The sequence below is a fragment of the Mesorhizobium sanjuanii genome, from assembly GCF_002529485.1.
Lineage (GTDB): Bacteria > Pseudomonadota > Alphaproteobacteria > Rhizobiales > Rhizobiaceae > Mesorhizobium > Mesorhizobium sanjuanii.
This window is the reverse complement of the sequence record NZ_NWQG01000010.1, coordinates 102,894-119,195: the sequence shown is the minus strand read 5'-3', so window position 1 is coordinate 119,195 and position 16,302 is coordinate 102,894. Positions and strand designations below refer to the sequence as shown.

General features: G+C 63.8%; 13 protein-coding genes. 2 read left to right on the top strand and 11 right to left on the bottom strand.

What is annotated here, in order from left to right:
* The 4 genes from CN311_RS02280 to CN311_RS02265 all read right to left on the bottom strand — a co-directional run.
* A partial coding sequence (locus CN311_RS02280) for a UPF0280 family protein (protein WP_097571803.1) occupies positions 1–735 on the bottom strand: 735 nt, incomplete at its 3' end.
* Positions 735–2,276 (bottom strand): 6-hydroxynicotinate reductase, encoded by a 1,542-nt coding sequence (locus CN311_RS02275; RefSeq protein WP_097571802.1) that lies wholly within the window; start codon positions 2,274–2,276, stop codon positions 735–737. The genes CN311_RS02280 and CN311_RS02275, both read right to left, overlap by 1 nt.
* Positions 2,273–5,047 (bottom strand): molybdopterin-dependent oxidoreductase, encoded by a 2,775-nt coding sequence (locus CN311_RS02270; protein ID WP_165779560.1) that lies wholly within the window; start codon positions 5,045–5,047, stop codon positions 2,273–2,275. Before CN311_RS02270 ends, CN311_RS02275 begins: the two co-directional genes overlap by 4 nt.
* A 38-nt stretch (positions 5,048–5,085) precedes the next feature.
* The gene (locus CN311_RS02265; protein WP_097571800.1) at positions 5,086–5,949 is read right to left on the bottom strand and encodes an FAD binding domain-containing protein; all 864 of its coding nucleotides are present in this window, start codon (positions 5,947–5,949) and stop codon (positions 5,086–5,088) included.
* A 292-nt stretch (positions 5,950–6,241) separates the two neighbouring features.
* Between CN311_RS02265 and pncA the strand changes: the two genes are divergently transcribed.
* Positions 6,242–6,856, top strand: a complete 615-nt coding sequence (pncA, locus tag CN311_RS02260) for a bifunctional nicotinamidase/pyrazinamidase (RefSeq protein ID WP_097571799.1) — start codon at positions 6,242–6,244, stop codon at positions 6,854–6,856.
* A gap of 127 nt (positions 6,857–6,983) precedes the next feature.
* The gene (locus tag CN311_RS02255; RefSeq protein WP_342586596.1) at positions 6,984–8,309 is read left to right on the top strand and encodes a sodium:proton antiporter; all 1,326 of its coding nucleotides are present in this window, start codon (positions 6,984–6,986) and stop codon (positions 8,307–8,309) included.
* Here the strand turns inward: CN311_RS02255 and CN311_RS02250 are convergent, their stop codons facing one another.
* The 7 genes from CN311_RS02250 to pncB form a co-directional block, all read right to left on the bottom strand.
* Positions 8,310–9,017: an ABC transporter ATP-binding protein gene (locus CN311_RS02250; protein WP_097571797.1), complete on the bottom strand. Its 708-nt coding sequence runs from the start codon at positions 9,015–9,017 to the stop codon at positions 8,310–8,312.
* Entirely contained in the window at positions 9,010–9,738 is a 729-nt protein-coding gene (locus CN311_RS02245; RefSeq protein WP_097571820.1) for an ABC transporter ATP-binding protein, read from the bottom strand. Before CN311_RS02245 ends, CN311_RS02250 begins: the two co-directional genes overlap by 8 nt.
* Positions 9,735–10,697, bottom strand: coding sequence for a branched-chain amino acid ABC transporter permease (locus CN311_RS02240; protein ID WP_097571796.1), 963 nt, complete (start codon positions 10,695–10,697; stop codon positions 9,735–9,737). The genes CN311_RS02245 and CN311_RS02240 overlap by 4 nt, the downstream gene beginning before the upstream one ends.
* Positions 10,694–11,575: a branched-chain amino acid ABC transporter permease gene (locus tag CN311_RS02235; RefSeq protein ID WP_097571795.1), complete on the bottom strand. Its 882-nt coding sequence runs from the start codon at positions 11,573–11,575 to the stop codon at positions 10,694–10,696. Before CN311_RS02235 ends, CN311_RS02240 begins: the two co-directional genes overlap by 4 nt.
* 221 nt (positions 11,576–11,796) lie before the next feature.
* Positions 11,797–13,101 (bottom strand): ABC transporter substrate-binding protein, encoded by a 1,305-nt coding sequence (locus CN311_RS02230; RefSeq protein WP_097571794.1) that lies wholly within the window; start codon positions 13,099–13,101, stop codon positions 11,797–11,799.
* A 157-nt stretch (positions 13,102–13,258) separates the two neighbouring features.
* Positions 13,259–14,704, bottom strand: a complete 1,446-nt coding sequence (locus tag CN311_RS02225) for a hypothetical protein (protein ID WP_097571793.1) — start codon at positions 14,702–14,704, stop codon at positions 13,259–13,261.
* Between the two features lie 37 nt (positions 14,705–14,741).
* On the bottom strand, positions 14,742–16,046 hold the full coding sequence (pncB, locus tag CN311_RS02220; RefSeq protein ID WP_097571792.1) for a nicotinate phosphoribosyltransferase: 1,305 nt from the start codon (positions 16,044–16,046) through the stop codon (positions 14,742–14,744).
* Positions 16,047–16,302 lie beyond the last annotated feature (256 nt).

Sequence of the window (16,302 nt, the reverse complement as noted above, 5' to 3'; positions counted from 1 at the left end):
GTCCAGTGCGGTGGCGATTTCAGCAGGTGAAAGCGGGCCGACAGAAGTTGTAACCGGCCGGTCGCCCAAATCGCTATCCGGCGCCAATTCGCGCGCGGCCACGCGCCTGATGGCGGGGTGGCCGGGCAGGTCGACGGCATTGGCGATCAGAGTGGCAGCGGCATCGGCTTCAGCCCCCGTCCGCGCCAGAACGGTGACCGCGTCAGCGATGCCCAGCGAAAACGAACGGCCGCGCCAGCCGCTGGTCGCGACACCGCGAACCTCATCCTCGGCGCGGATGGTGATGCGGTCTGCAAGACCGTGGCCGGTCCCGGCGATGGCGAGGGTTATGGACTGGCCCGGGCCAAGATGAATCGCGCTGTCGCCGCCATTGTTGGCATAGGCGCGGTCGAGCTTTCTTCCGGCAAGCAAAGCGGCAAGAATTTCGTCGGCTACCGAACCGGCGACCGCGGCCATTGGCGTGATGAAACTTTGCGCCAGCGGTGAGACCGCGATTTCCATGCGCTGGGCTGTCGGCCCGGCGAAAGCCCGCGGATCAAGGCTCGCCGGCTTGCGCAGTTCGGTAAGTTCGTCGACCAGTTCCACGAGAATGGTCTGGAAGCGCGTCACCGCCTGTCGATAGGCAGCAGCACATTCGCCGGCATCACCAAAGGCTTCTACGATCAGGTCGATCGGGCCGTGATTTAGATGCAGCCGCTTGCCGCCCTCTAGCCAATGCGCCTGCGGGCCGTTCATCACGTGGCTCCATTCGCGGCGGCGCGCCGCAATTGCGCCAGCGGCGGCCAGGGATTGCTCGCCGGCGCACCGGTGCCGCGACGCGGGTTGAGATACTCGCCGCCCTTGGCAAGGATGTCCTCGACGCTGCGGATTTCGGCCTCGTAGCCGCCCAGCCTGACATAGTCGTCGCGACGCAAGGTGAACTCGATCGGCGCCACCAGCGCCGGCGTCGGCACATAGCCGAAGGCGCCTTCCGGCACTCTGATGACATCGACCATCAGCGTGATGCCGCCGCCCGGCCAGACATAGACCGGCGCGCCGCCCACAGTGACATAGGTCTTTAGGCCTTGCACCGAACGGGTCAGGTTGACCGGGTTCTCCGTGACGCCGGCGCGCAGCGAGCCGCCGGCGCCGCCGATGAACAGCACGGTACAAAGCGCCGGCTCGCAATTGTCCTCGATCAGGCCGACGGATTTCTGCAGTCGGTTCGGGAACGGTTTTTCGACCGGCTTCAGCTCGTCGTCGAGTTCGTAATAGGCGAATTGCTCGCCGGTGGTCGAGACCATCAGCATCGACAGGCCAGGGCGCGCGCCCTTCTTGGCATTCCATTCGCCGAGGATCGACAGCGGGTCGGAAATGCTGGTGCCGCCCCAGCCAAGGCCGGGCTCCGACACTTTGAAATAGCGGCCCGGCGTCGAGCGTCGGCCGATGATTTTTATCCCGGTGTCCTGCCAGCCCAGCACCTTGCCCGCCTGATGCTCGGAGACGACGCCGGTGATATGGTCGTCGACCACCACCACTTCGTCGACCAGCCCGCGCCACTGGGTGGCGAACATGCCGATGGTGGCCGAGCCGCAGCCGACCCGCATGCGGTGTTCGACTTTGCCGTCGATGACCGGCGGTTTGCCGGCTTCGACGATGACCGAAGCACCGCCGTCGATGGTCAGTTCCACGGGCTTGCGGTTGCACAAATTGAGCAGCGCGTCACATGTGGCGCGGCCCTCAGCCTTGGAGCCGCCGGTCAAATGATGCACGCCGCCAAGCGACAGCATCTGCGAGCCGTATTCGCCCGTGGTGACATGGCCGATCGCCTCGCCTCCGGCGCGAACGGTCGCGGTTTCCGGGCCCAAATGGCGGTCGGTGTCGATCTTCACCTTGACGCCGCAATAGGAGAAGATGCCCTCGGTGACCACGGTGACGAGATCGACGCCCTCGACCTGCTGGCTGACAATGAACGGAGCCGGTTTGTAATCGGGATAGGTGGTGCCAGCGCCGATCGCGGTGACGAAGCGGCGGCCGGTATTGACCAGTTCGCCGTTCCATTGCTCGCCCTCGGCGACAAAAGGCACGACAGTGCCGCCAGTCTCGGCCGCGTGGTCGAGGATGGTCAGCGGATCCAGGCGCACGATGCGGCCGCCGACATTGCCGTAGCGGTCGCAGGCGCCGGTACGGCCGTCAGCGATGTAGCACATGACCGGGCAGGCATCGCAGCGGATCTTCTCCGCCACCTGCTTTTCGCCGGGGTCGTGCGTTTCGAAACGTTCGGCAAGCTCGCTCATTGGCGCGCCTCCTTGTCGCGGATGGCAGCGCGAATGCGGCTCGGTGTCGCCGGCACCTTGGTGACCAGCACGCCGGTAGCATGGCGGATGGCGTTGAGGATCGCCGGCGCTGTCGGGATCAGCACGTGCTCGCCCAGACCCTTGGCGCCAAAGGGTCCTTCCGGGTCCGGAACTTCGATCAGGATGGTCTCGATCGGCGGCACGTCGCCGATGGTCGGGATGAGATAGTCGTGCAGGTTTTCGGTGCGGCCGGGGATGTATTCTTCCATCAGCGCCATGCCGATGCCTTGCGCAATGCCGCCCTCGATCTGGCCTTCGACCAGTAGCGGGTTGATTGCCTTGCCGACATCGTGCGCGGCTGTGATTTTTATGAGCTTCACGGTGCCGAGCCTGAGGTCGACTTCGAGTTCGGCGATCTGCGCGCCATAGCCATAGACGGCGTAAGGCTTGCCCTGGCCCTTGGCATCGAGCGGCAGTGTCGGCGGGTCGTAGGTTTCCTCGGCACAGAAGACGAAGCCGTCGGCGTCGGTTTCCAGCGTGGAAAGATCGATATTCCGCATCGCTTCGCCCTCACGGATGATCAGGCTTGTCCCATCGAGGGCGATCGCCGCCCTCTCCGACACGTTGGCAAAGCGCAGGATCGCGTCGCGCAAGGCGCGGCCGGCCTTTTCGGCGGCCTTGCCGGTGACGAAGGTCTGGCGTGAGGCCGAGGTCTTGCCGGCGTCCGGGGTGATCGCGGTGTCGGCGCTTTTCAGCCGGAACTTTTCCAACGGCAGGCCAAGCGCGTCGGCGCATATCTGGGAAATGACCGTGTTCGAGCCCTGCCCGATATCGACCGCGCCCTGATGCAGGACGACATCGCCTTCAGCCGAAATGCCGACCTTTATGGTCGATGGATTGGGCAGCGAGGTGTTGCCACAACCATACCAGCAGGAGGCGACACCGACGCCGCGCTTTTTTGCTCCGTTCGTGGCATTGAACGCCTCCGCATCGGCGAGCGCACGTGACCAATGCGGCCGCAGCGCCTCAAGGCACTCGGCAATGCCGACCCCGGAGTCCAGTTTCTGGCCGGTAACCGTTTCGGAGCCGTTACGAAGGCAGTTTTTCAGCCGAAAATCGAGCCGATCAATGCTCAGCTTTTCGGCCAGCTCATCATAGAGGGTTTCCTGCATGATCGTCGCCTGCGGTACGCCGAAACCACGGAAAGCGCCCGAGATCGGACCGTTGGTGTGGATGGCGCGGCCTTCGGCGCGATAGTTCGGCGTGAGATAGGGGCCGGAGGCATGCACCGGCACGCGGTTGGCCACCGTCGGCCCCCAGCTCGCGTAGGCGCCGGTGTTGAAATCGCCTGAAAAGACCATGCCGGTGACAAGCCCATCGGCATCGGCGCCTATGGTCGCGCTCATCTCGGCCGGATGACGCTTGGTGGTCGAAATCATCGATTCATTGCGGGTGTAGGCAAGTGCGGCCGGCCGCCCGGTTTTCATGGCGACGAGCCCAATGAGAGGCTGCAGCGAGACGTCGAGTTTCGAGCCGAAGCCGCCGCCGGTAGCGGTCGGCACGATGCGCACCTTGTCGACCGCGAGCCCGAGCACCTTGGCGGTCTCGTCACGGTCCATGTAGGGCGCCTGCGTGCAGGCGACGACGACCAGCGTGTCGCCGTCCATATAGGCATAGCCGGCTTCCGGCTCGATATAGGCGTGCTCGACATAGGATGTGTCGATGGCACCCGAAACAGTGAAGGCCGCGCCGGCAAGGGCGGCTTCGGTGTCGCCGCGCTCTACGTAGCCAGAGGTGAGCAGGTTCGCTGGCCGGTGTTCGTGGATCAGCTCTGCGCCGCCGGCTTGCGCTTCGGATGGCAGCAGAAAATGCGGCAGCTCGCTCCATTCCACTGGAAAGTCGGAAAGGTCGAGATCCAGGATGGCCTCGCGGTCGCCGGCAATCAGCGCTACCGCCTCGCCGCGAAAACGCACAAAGCCCACGGCCAGGGCCGGCTGGTCGGCAAAGGGGCCGATGACGCCGAAACAGTTTTTTCCGGGAATGTCGGCAGCGGTGAAGACGCCGACGACGCCGTGGTGTTTCTTCATCCAGGCATCGAGATCGCCGAATCTGAAACGGGCGTGATAGTGGGGCGCGCGGACCACCAGCACGGCAAGCGCATCGGCCGGAAAGGAATCGCCACCGAATTTTTCATCGCCGGTGACCTTGGGCAAGCCGTCGAGGCGGATCGGCGAAGAGCCTACGGCCGAGCCCGATTGCGGCATGCGGTGGTCGAGACTTTCGACATGACGCGAGGCGTCCATCACCGCGGCAATGATCTTGCGATAGCCGGTGCAGCGGCAGAGGATGCCACCCAGCGCATCCTGGGTTTCGGTTTCGGTCGGGCAAGGTTTCCTGTCGAGAAGTGCGGTCGCGGCGACGAGCAGGCCGGGCGTGCAGGCGCCGCATTGCGCCGCGCCATGGTCGAGGAACGAGGCCTGCAGTGCCGACAGCCTGCCGTTGGCAAGGCCTTCGACGGTCGTCACCGCCGTGCCAACCACCGAAGCCGCCGGCATCAGGCAGGCACAGACGGGTTCGCCGTCGACCAGCACCGTGCAGGCGCCGCAATCGCCGGCGTCACAGCCAACCTTGGTGCCGGTCAGGCGCAATTCGTCGCGCAGCACCGAGGAGAGTCGGCGCAGCGGCGGCGCGCTGATGCTGACGGCCGCGCCGTTGACCTCGAACGTGATGTCGGCGCGTTCCACGGCTATGCCAGGCTGATGTCTGCTCATGCCAGGCTGAACTTTGCTCATGTCGGGCTGAGCTTTATTCATGCCGCCGCCACCTTGTCGTAAGCGGCATCGCCGGTAGCGCCAAGTACGGCACGGGCGACGATCTCGCGTGCGGCGTCGAGCCGATATTCGGCGCTGCCGCGCACGTCACCAATCGGCGACAACTCGTCCATCGGTGCCGACTGGATTGCGGCGGCCAGCGCATCATCAGCCGGAAGTCCACGCAAAGCTATTTCAACCCCCGAGAGGCGCTTGGCCACCGCCGAGCAGGAGCCGACGGCGACTGCTGAATCACTGACGATGCCATCCTCGACAACGAGGCGCGCCGCCACCATGGCAATGGAGATGACGAGATAGCGCCGCGCGCCCAGCTTGATGAAAGCTGATGTGCCGCCGGTAGCTGATTTCGGAATACGTATGGCGGTGACCATTTCTCCCGGCTGCAAATCCGTGCGGCGGTTGCCGAGGATGAATTCGGGGACTGGCAGATGCCGTGTCGTCGTCGCCGAACGCAATTCAACTTCGGCGTCCAGAACGAGCAGCGCCGGCACGCCATCGGCGGCCGGCGAGGCGTTGCAGAGATTGCCGGCGACGGAGGCGACGTTCTGGATCTGCACGGAGCCGACTTCGCGGGCCGCCTGCTTCAGCGTATCGAAAGCCGCGGGCAGCGGATTGCGGACAAGGTCTGTCCAGGTCGTGCGCGCGCCGATGACCCAATGAGTGCCGGTTTCGGCGATGCCGCGCAGCGTGGCCAGGCCGTTGATGTCAAGAACGTTCTCCCGAAAAGGCTTGCTGCCTTGCGCCGGGTAGAAATCAGTGCCGCCGGCAAGGATGCGCCACGAGGCCTCGCCAAGCAAAGCGAGCGCTTCGTCGACGGTGGTGGGTTTCGCGTAACGGATCACGCTTTGCCTTCCAATAAGAGCGGCCTTCGCGGGGCCTTGCCGATGGATATTCCCAAGCGTCCGAACCGGCCAAATTCATTCGTATGCAAATGATATCAAGCCGGTGGAAATTGTCAAAGCCAGAGTTTTTGCGACGGCATCGGCATTCGTGCTACGGCACGCATTTGTTACGCGGTCGAGGTTGACGCAGCCGGCCATCTGGTCAAGTTTCTGCATCCGGTCGCGCCAGCGGCCTTTCTTCCGCCGGAACACCACCGGAGCCCGCGCCCGAGACTGACGAGAAGGAGGCCCCATGGCCGACGAAGCGCTTGTTGTCATCGACCTGCAGAACGACTTCTGCCCCGGCGGCGCGCTGGCGGTGGCCGGCGGCAATGAGATCGTGCCGCTCGTCAACGACCTGATCCGGCGGACCGAGCATGTCGTGTTGACACAGGACTGGCATCCCGCCGGCCATTCCAGCTTTGCTTCCAGTCATCCGGGCAAGCAGTCCTTCGAGACGATCGAGATGCCTTACGGCCAGCAGACGCTGTGGCCGGACCATTGCATCCAGGGCAGCCTCGGATCGGACTTTCATTCGGGGCTCGCCTGGACCAAGGCCGAACTGGTGATCCGCAAGGGGTTCCGCACTGCGATCGACAGCTATTCGGCCTTCTACGAGAACGACCATACGACGCCGACCGGCCTGGCCGGCTATCTCAAGGAGCGTGGCATCGATACGCTGACCCTGGTTGGTCTTGCCACCGATTTCTGCGTCGCCTTTTCGGCGCTCGATGCGGTCAAGCAGGGTTTCAAGACGACGGTGCGGCTCGACGCCTGCCGCGGCATCGATCTCAACGGCTCCGTCGAGGCGATGCTGAAGCGGATGCGCCAGGCAGGCGTCACTCTCGAAGACCATTTGTCGGATTGACCGGATCGTGGGGCGTCGAGGGGGCTTCTCACAGTTCGTAACGGTTTTGGCGGCGGGCATCCTGGCCTCAGCCGCATTTCCGCAATTGGCTGTCGCTGCTGAAAACCACGCGCTGCCGGGCCAAACAATGTCGCTGTGGTGGGGATTGCCCTTCGCCGGCCTGCTGCTGTCGATCGCCACCGGACCTCTGCTCTTCCATCACGCCTGGGAGCATCACTACGGCAAGATCACCGCCTTCTGGGCGGCACTGGTGATTGTGCCACTGGCAATCGCTTTCGGCATGTCTTCAGCCATGGAAGCGGTGCTGCATGCGCTGCTCACCGAATACATGTCGTTCATCATCCTGCTGTTTGCGCTGTTCACCATTTCGGGCGGCATCCTCGTGGCCGGCAACATCCATGGCACGCCGCTGGTCAATGCCGGACTGCTGCTGATCGGCGCGGTCCTCGCCTCGGTCATCGGCACGACCGGCGCCTCGATGATCCTGATCCGGCCGATCCTGCGCGCCAACGACAACCGGCCATTCAATGCCCATGTCGCCATCTTCTTCATCTTTCTGGTGTCGAACATAGGCGGCTCGCTGACGCCGCTCGGCGACCCGCCACTGTTCGTCGGCTTCCTGCGCGGCGTCGATTTCTTCTGGACCACGCAGAATCTGTGGCGCGAGACATTGTTCGTCGGCGGGGTCGTGCTGGCGACCTTCCTGGCCATCGACATAATCCTGCACCGCCGCGAGGCCGGTATGCCGAAGATCAAGGACCCAACGCCGGACACGAAGGTCCGCATCCGCGGCCTGGCCAATATTCCATTGCTGGCAGGCGTGATCGGCGCGATCCTGCTGTCCGCCCTGTGGAAGCCGGGCGTGAGTGTCTCCGTGATGGGGGTCAGCCTCGAACTGCAGGATCTTGTGCGCGACGCCATCATCCTGGCGCTCGCCTTCCTGTCGCTTCGCGTCTCGTACAAGAGCCATCGCGAGGCCAATGGTTTCAACTGGGAGCCGATCGCAGAGGTGGCAAAACTGTTTGCCGGCATCTTCATCTGCATCGTGCCGGTGGTCGCCATCCTGAAGGCCGGTCATGACGGCGCTCTGGCGCCGCTGGTCTCGCTGGTCACCTCGCCCTCGGGCCAGCCCAACGACCTCGCCTATTTCTGGCTGACCGGGGCGCTGTCGTCCTTCCTAGACAATGCGCCGACCTATCTGGTGTTCTTCGAACTCGCCGGCGGCGATCCGCAGCATCTGATGACGGAATTCGCTTCCACGCTGGCGGCGATCTCGGCGGGCGCCGTGTTCATGGGCGCCAACACCTATATCGGCAATGCGCCGAACTTCATGGTCTATGCCATCGCCCGGCATCGCGGCGTGAAGATGCCCGGCTTTTTCGGCTACATGGCGTGGTCGGGCGCGGTGCTGATCCCGATATTCCTGATCGCGGGCTTTCTGTTCCTTGACTGATCAGCCGACGCCGACATAGCGGCGGACCGCCGACGGATCGGCGCGCAGCTCCTCGACATCGACGGTCTCGCGGTTGCGGCCGTTCTCGATGAACGAGACGCGGTCGGCGACCGACAGCACGGCATCGACCCGCTGCTCGACGAGGATGGTCGAAACACCAAGATCACGCAGCTTCGCCACCGTTTCGCGGATCTTGGCGATCATGGACGGCATCAGCCCTTCGGTCGGCTCGTCAAGCAACAGCACTTGCGGTTCGAGGCACAGTGCCCTTGCCATGGCCAGCATCTGCTGCTCACCGCCGGACAGCGTGCCGGAGCGCTGCCTAAGCCGCTGGCGAAGCAGCGGGAAAAGATCGAGCACGTTTTCGCGCGTCGCCTTGCCCTTGTTGCGCGTCATCAGGCCGATCTCGATGTTTTCCGCCACCGTCATCTCGGCGAACAGCCGCCTGCCTTGCGGCACATAGGCGACACCGGCCTTCGGCACTTCATGCGCAGGCAGGCCGGTCAATTCCTTGCCATCGAGCCTGATCGAACCGGCACTTGCCGGGACAAGACCCATGATCGCCTTCAGCGTCGTCGTCTTACCGGCGCCGTTACGGCCGAACAGGCAAAGCACCTCGCCCTTGTTCAGCGCGAGGTCGAGGCCGTAGAGCACCTGGACCTCGCCGTAGAAGCAGTCGAGCCCGGAGATCGTCAGCGCCTCAGCCATGGGTCGTCCCCAAATAGGCGTCCTGGACCTCGGTATTGGCGCGGATCTGCTCGGGCGTGCCTTCGGCCAGGATCCTGCCGGCGTTGAAGACGGTGATGCGATCGGCAAGCTGCATGACCACCGGCATATTATGCTCGATCAGGAGCACGGTGGCGCTCTTGGCGATCTCGCGCACCAGTTCGATGAAATTGTCGATCTCGCTGTCGGCCAGGCCTTGCGTCGGTTCGTCGAGGATCAGCAGGCGCGGCTTGAGCGCCAGCCCCATCGCCACTTCGAGCAGGCGCTGGTGACCGTAGGACAATTGCCCGGCCAGCATATGCGTGCGGTCGGCCAGGCCGGTGCGTTCGAGCGCCGTTATGACGCCGGCCTGCACCGCGCCTTTCGAGCGGCCGTCGGTCAGCGTGCGCTGCACCGGCAGCGCGACATTGTCGTAGACGCTGAGATTGGCAAAGACGCTGGTGATCTGGAAAGTATAGGCGACGCCGAGCCGCACCCTGGCATAGGCCGGCAGGCCGGTGATGTCGGCGCCGTCGAAGACGACCATCCCGGAGGATGGCTGGATGCGACCGCTGACCAGGCTGACGAAGGTGGTCTTGCCGGCGCCATTGGGACCGATGACGGCGCGGATCTCGCCCGGCATCAGCGCGAAGTCGACACTGTCGACGGCGCGCAGGCCGCCGAAATTGCGCGAAAGTCCCTTGGTAGTCAGCAGCGGCATCATGGCAGCCACCCGAGCCAGCGATGGCGGATGGTGCCGAGAATGCCCTTCGGGAAAAACAGCACCAAAAGAATGAGCGCGATGCCGACGATCAAGAGATAGGCCGAGGTGTAGCCGCTGGTGATGTCGACGACGTAGTACATGAACAGCGTGCCGATCAGCGGCCCGAGCGTGGTGGCAGCTCCCCCGAGCAGCACCCAGAGCAGCGGCAGGATGGAATATTGCACCGAGGCGAAGCTCGAACCGACATAGCCGAACAGCAGTGCGTAGGCAGCACCGGAAGCCGCGCAGATGGTGCCGGAGACGACGACGGCGGCGAGCTTGTTGGAAAACGTGTCATAGCCCAGCATTTTGGTCCGCTCCTCGTTCTCGCGGATGGCGACCAGCACGCGGCCGTATCTGGAGCGGACGATGGCGAGGGTTATGAGCAGGACGATCGAAAACAGTGCCAGCGCGCTCATATAGCGCACGGTCGGATTGGTGAGTTCCAACGATGTCGCGCCGAAGCTGAGCACCCGCGCCGGCTGCGGCACCACCATGCCCTGGTCGCCGCCGGTCCATGAGGCGAAATAGAGGATGACGAGGTAAAAGACCTGCGCGAACATCATGGTGACGATCATGAAGGCGACGCCGGAGGTGCGCAGCGCGAGCACGCCGATCACCAAGGAGAGGACCGCGCCGCAGACGATGCCGACGGCGAAGGCAGCCGGCACGCTCCAGCCCAGATGGATGACGGCGAGACCCGCACCATAGAGTCCGGCGGCAAAGAACATGGCGTGGCCGAGGCTGAGCAGACCGACATAACCGAACAGCATGTTGTAGCCCATGGCGAAGACCGCCAGCACCATGATGCGGGCGAGCAGGCCATGATGATAGTCCGGCAAGACGAAGCTCAGGGCGAAGAGCAAGGCGATGACGCCAAGATGCAGCGCATAGGGTTTTGCCGGCGAAGCATCCTTCATCGCGATGCCGTTCCGAACAGGCCTTGCGGCCGGAACACCAGGACCATGGCGACCAGCAGCGTGGCGATGATCTTGGCCAGTGTCGGCGAGAAGAACACCGAGATGATGCCGTCGGACAGGCCGATGAGCACGGCGGCGACAAGGGTGCCGCGCAGCGAGCCGAGACCGCCGATGATGACGACGATGAAGGAGAGCAGCAGCGGGTCCTGCCCCATCAGGTAATGCGCTTGGCTGATCGGCACGATCAGCACCGCAGCCACCGCGGCCAGCATGGCGCCGAGCGCGAAGACGCCGGCATAGACCCGGTCGACCGGAATGCCGAAGGCCTGCGCCGTCTCGCTGTCATATTGCGTGGCGCGCATGACGAGCCCGATCTTCGTGCGCGTCAGCACGAACCAGGTCGCGGCAAGCAGCAGCGCCGAAGCAGCGATGATCGACAGCTTGTAGCCGGAATAGCCGAACCAGGGCAGCAGGATGCGATAGCTGAAGGGCGGCTCGACCGGCCGCGCTTCGGGCCCGTAGAAGGTCAGCGCCAGTTGCTGGATGATGTAGAGCATGCCGATGGTGGCGACGATGGTGGCTTCCGGATTGTAATTAAGCTGGCGCAGCACCAGCCGCTCGGCGACCAGAGCAATGGCCCCGACGATCAACGGCGCCAGCACGAGAGCGGCCAGGAAGCCGAGCGCCGGATGGCCCGATATCGCCGTCGAGATTGCCCAGGCCAGCACCGCGCCCAGCATGAAGAACTCGCCATGGGCGACATTGACGACGCGCATGACGCCGAACACCAGCGACAAGCCAAGCGCCGTCAGCGCCAGCACGGCGGAGGTCACGAGGCCCTCGAGGGCGGCGAGGAGAAGGTGGGGTCCGAAGTGCATCGGTTACGCGTCCAAGGGAGGTGCGAGGCACACCCCCCTCTGGCCTGCCGGCCATCTCCCCCTCAAAGGGGGAGATTGGCAGTTCCTGCGACTGCGACCGCCTACCAGCCTTGGCGATTGGCGAAAGCAGCGATGACGGCCAATCTCCCCCCTTGAGGGGGAGATGTCCGGCAGGACAGAGGGGGGTGGCTTGGCTCCCACGCTTACAGACAAAGCCGTGTCTAGAGCGCCTGCGTCGTGTAATCCCCTTCCGGCTCGTAGAGGCCGTCCTCGATCTTGGTCTTGTGGACGACATTCAGCCGGCCGCCTTCGACCTTGGAGATGTTCTGGATACCAAAACACTGGTGGATCTTGCCGTTGAAGGTCTTGGGCCCCTGCGGATGCTCAGGTCCCTCGGCGAATTCGGTCAAGGCCTCGGTCGCCTCGACCAGCTTGGCGCGGTCTTCCGGACCCTTGTAGCCGGCATCCTCCATTGCCTTCTTGACGACATAGAGCGTTTCCCAGCAGCCGAACATATGCGCGGCGGTGGAGACGTCCTTCGGGTCGCCGACGGCGGCGCCATTGTCATCGATGCCGACGGCGGCGCGGTAGGCCTTCTGCGCGGCGGAATCGTCAGGTTGGGCATAACGCGGCGAGCCTTCCCAGAAATGGCTGCCGTCGAGGAATTCGAGGCCGGGACTGTTGATGTCGGTGGCTTCGAGCGAATCGATGAAGCCGAACAACTGCGGCCGGTTGGAGCCGTAGAACTCGCCAAGCTCCTTGACGAAGGTGAGCACCGCCGGGCCGACCATGACGTGGTAGATCACCTCGGTCTCGGCCGGAATCTGCGGAAAATACTTGGTGAAGGACGATTCCGTCGGCGGGATGGCGATCTGGGCGATGACCTCGGCGCCCTGCGCCTTCAGCGCCGGCGGCAGGTAGTCGCGGTGGTCGTAGCCGAAGGCGAAATCGGGGAATATCTGCGTCACCTTCTTGCCCGCATTGGCGGCGATCCATGGCGCCATCGACTGGATCTGGCTCTTCACGTCGGTGATGCCGGGCTGGAAGACGTAGCGGTTGAGCTTGGTCGAGGCGACGTGGTGGCCCTCGCTGACGACAAAGTAGGGCATCTTGGCTTCGCCGGCGGCGGGCGCCGAGCCGATGACGACATGCGAAAACAGCGTGCCGAAGACGATGTCGGTCTTGTGCTGGGTGGCGAATTTGCCGACCACTTCGGCGCCACGGCCGGGATCGGTGCCGTCATCCTCGATGATCACCTCGACCGGCCGGCCGTTGATGCCGCCGGCGTCGTTGATCGCCTTGATTGCCGCCGCCGTGGTCTTCTCATACCAACGGCCATAGGCGGCGCCGATGCCGGTGCGGTGCGACTGGAAACCGATCTTGATCGGCGCCGAACTCTGCGCCTGGCTGTAACGCACGAAGCCGGGAGCAACGGCAAGGCCGGCGCCGGCGGCCAGACCTTTCAGCGCCGTGCGCCGGGTAAGATTGGTCTTGGAGAGCTCGAAGAATCCGTTCTTGTCAGCCATGTTCGTTCCCCTGTTTTTCAGTCTTGACCAACGATAAGGCGGTTTGAGCACCCTCGATCAGAGGATGCAAAAATTGCATGTGTACAAACTAAATCACCAAAGCCCTGGCGTGGCAAGCGAGCTTTCCCCCCAGGGGGTATCGAGGGACGTCCTTGTCTCATCCGGCGGTCGGCGTGGCAAGCAGCCACAGGCCGAAAACCGTGTAGGCGATCATCAGCACAGTGAGCGGCAATTGGCTGAGCGCGGCCCGGGCGGGAACCGGGTGCAACCGCCAGGCGAGGCCATGCGCGACAAGCACGGCGAGCATGTGACCGGCGATGATGACGCCGGCCTGGAGATTCCACAACCACCAGGCCGAGCCGGCGCCGGCAACCACGCCGGCCTCGATCTCCATGTCGGCGGTGCCGAACAGGTTCCAGCCAAGCGCAAATGGGTCGGAAAGAGCAGCAAGCGCATATTGGCCGTCGACGAGCAGCACCGTCAGATAGTGCGCAAAATGATAGGCAAGCGCGATCGGCACGATCGACCAGACCAGCAGTCCCGCCGCCTGAGTGAAGGAATGCTTGCCGCCGGCAAGACGCTGGCCAAGGCCCACGGCAGCCATGAAAGCAGCCGCAAGCAGAACAAACGTCAGCACGAGCCCGAAACTGCCGATGCCCATCACCGCGGTGCGGCCCGGAAACTCCAGCGGATTGATGCCGAACCAGCCCAGCCAGAAGAAGGTCCTCGACAGGCCGTCGAAGGACACCGAAGACAAGGCAAGCAGCAGGAAAGCGATACCGCTAGCCTGCAACGGCGCGGCATCGAGCAGCTTGGCGCCCGGCCAGCAAAGACTGAGCCAGCCTTTGTTACTGCGTTCGTCTTTTTTGCGCTCAAGGGGAGCGAAACGCCCCACCATGGCGAAGAAGATCGTCAGGAATTCGCCACGCCGGCTCCAGTCGGGATAACCGAAGACCAGCATGCCGGCGAAGCTCAGCAGCCAATAGAGACCGGCGGCCCAGGCCAGCCGCGCCGGATCGTCGGGCGCCGGATCGATCAGTTCGAACCAGGCAAAGGCAAAGAACAGTATGACAGCCGGCCAGCAGCCGAGCCACGCAGGCAGGCGCGATTGCAGCGTTTTGTCGCCGCGCCTGCCGATCAGGCGGATTGCGAGGCGCCAAGGTCCGTACCAGGGATTCAGCCAGGACCAGAGATCGCCGAGCAGGCCTTGCAGGAGGGCCAGGCCGACCCAGAGCAGCGTCCATATGACCAGCGGCAACGGGTTGGAAAGCGGATCTCGGCTGCCGAACAATCCGGCCGCGACAAGAATTGCAAAGCCGGCAAATGATAGCAGGCTGATGATCGTGCGGGGGCCGTCGCCGAAGGTGAGAAGCGCTAGCCGCCGGCGCCAGAAGCGGTCGAGCGCGTCGGGCGGCAGCAAGGCCAGAACGAGGAAGCTGACGGCCACGGCGAACGCGCCGCCCGCGACGTAGTAGCCGGTCGGGAGCAGAAGCACGTGACCGCGATCGGAGGCGTGGGCGAAGGCGGGGGTTGGAAGGAATGCAAGCGCAGGAGTGACAAGGGCTAGCCGGCGAAGACGGCGCTCTACGGCGAAGGAACTCATGCTTACCAGGAATGCCTTCTTGCCATCCGTCGACCCCTCACACCTTGACCAGTTGCTCCACGCGGTCCTTGGCGCCGAATATCCTGAGATAGCGCTCGATCTCACTGGGATCACCGGTGGCCTTTGCCGGGTTATCCGACAGTTTCACCGCCGGCCTTCCATTGGCTTCCGTCACCTTGCAGACCAGCGAGATGGCGTCGAGGCTGTTGGTTTCGGTCGGCGCGCAGCCCTCGAAATCGTTGGTGAGATTGGTGCCCCAGCCGAAGGACATGCGCACCTTGCCGCGGAAGTGGCGGTAGGTTTCCTCGATGGTCTCGACCTCGAGCCCGTCGGAGAAGATCAGCAGCTTCTGCTTTGGGTCCTTGCCCTTCTCGCGCCACCAGGAAATGATCTTCTCGCCGCCCTCGATCGGCGGCGCGCTGTCGGGGCGAAAGCCGGTCCAGTCGGCGACCCAGTCCGGCGCGTCGCGCAGGAACGAAGCGGTGCCGAAGGCGTCGGGAAGCACGATCAGCAAATTGCCGCCATAATAGCGCTGCCAGTCCTGCAGCACCTTGTAGGGCGACTGCTTCAGTTCCTTTTCCGACTTGGCGAGCGCGGCGAACACCATCGGCAATTCATGCGCATTGGTGCCCAGCGCCTCAAGGTCGTTGTCCATGGCAAGCAGCACGTTGGAGGTGCCGGTGAAGGCCTCGCCGATGCCCTCCTTCAGCGCCTCGACGCACCAACGCTGCCACAGGAAGGAATGGCGGCGGCGGGTGCCGAAGTCGGAGATGCGGATGCCGGGCAAGGCCTTCAGCCGCTCGGTCTTGGCCCACATCTTGGCCTTGGCGCGGGCGTAGAGCACGTCGAGCGCGAAAGGCCCGAAGGCCCGCATGGCGGCGCGCGAACGCAGCTCATTGATGATGGCGAGTGCCGGGATCTCCCACAGCGTCGTGTACATCCACGGGCCACTGAAGGAGAGCTCGTACTGGCCGTCGCGCCTGGAGAGCTCGTAGTCGGGCAGGCGGAAATTCTCCAGCCAGGCGAGGAATTCCGGTTCGAAGATCTGCTTGCGGCCATAGAAATTGTTGCCGCCGAGCCAGATCATCTCCTTCTTCGAGAAGCGCAAGGTGCGGGCATGGTCGAGTTGGTCGCGCAGTTCCTCCTCGTCGATCTCGTCGGCAAGGCGAACCGAGGTGGTGCGGTTGATCAGCGAAAAGGTGGCGTCGACCTTGGGATACATGCCCCAGATCATCTGCAGCATCAAAAGCTTGTAGAAATCGGTGTCGAGCAGGCTGCGGACGATCGGGTCGAGCTTCCAGGTGTGGTTGTAGACGCGCCGCGCTATATCGGTCTTTGCCATGTCTCGATGCCGCCTTCGCTGCTCGCTCTAAAGCGCGTCGCATGTAAATCGGATACATGCGACGCGCTTTAGGTCTTTGTTTTATGCATGTCGTTGTCCCAAAACCGCTGCACACTTTTGGGCGACATGCATTAGCTTTTTTGTTTAGCGCTTTTCACGGGAAGCCGCCGCGCACTTTTCCTGGATTGCTCCAAATGCCTATTAGCATTGAATTTTCGAAAGCGCTGCCCGCTTTGCGGGCTGGCCCGACAAAAAG

Excerpts from the sequence above, each read along its gene's own strand:
- CN311_RS02275 (WP_097571802.1), bottom strand. The coding sequence starts at position 2,276 with ATGAGCGAGCTTGCCGAACGTTTCGAAACGCACGACCCCGGCGAAAAG.
- CN311_RS02270 (WP_165779560.1), bottom strand. The coding sequence starts at position 5,047 with ATGAGCAGACATCAGCCTGGCATAGCCGTGGAACGCGCCGACATCACG.
- pncA (WP_097571799.1), top strand. The coding sequence starts at position 6,242 with ATGGCCGACGAAGCGCTTGTTGTCATCGACCTGCAGAACGACTTCTGC.
- CN311_RS02255 (WP_342586596.1), top strand. The coding sequence starts at position 6,984 with ATGTCGCTGTGGTGGGGATTGCCCTTCGCCGGCCTGCTGCTGTCGATC.
- CN311_RS02250 (WP_097571797.1), bottom strand. The coding sequence starts at position 9,017 with ATGGCTGAGGCGCTGACGATCTCCGGGCTCGACTGCTTCTACGGCGAG.
- CN311_RS02245 (WP_097571820.1), bottom strand. The coding sequence starts at position 9,738 with ATGATGCCGCTGCTGACTACCAAGGGACTTTCGCGCAATTTCGGCGGC.
- CN311_RS02240 (WP_097571796.1), bottom strand. The coding sequence starts at position 10,697 with ATGAAGGATGCTTCGCCGGCAAAACCCTATGCGCTGCATCTTGGCGTC.
- CN311_RS02235 (WP_097571795.1), bottom strand. The coding sequence starts at position 11,575 with ATGCACTTCGGACCCCACCTTCTCCTCGCCGCCCTCGAGGGCCTCGTG.
- CN311_RS02230 (WP_097571794.1), bottom strand. The coding sequence starts at position 13,101 with ATGGCTGACAAGAACGGATTCTTCGAGCTCTCCAAGACCAATCTTACC.
- CN311_RS02225 (WP_097571793.1), bottom strand. The coding sequence starts at position 14,704 with ATGAGTTCCTTCGCCGTAGAGCGCCGTCTTCGCCGGCTAGCCCTTGTC.
- pncB (WP_097571792.1), bottom strand. The coding sequence starts at position 16,046 with ATGGCAAAGACCGATATAGCGCGGCGCGTCTACAACCACACCTGGAAG.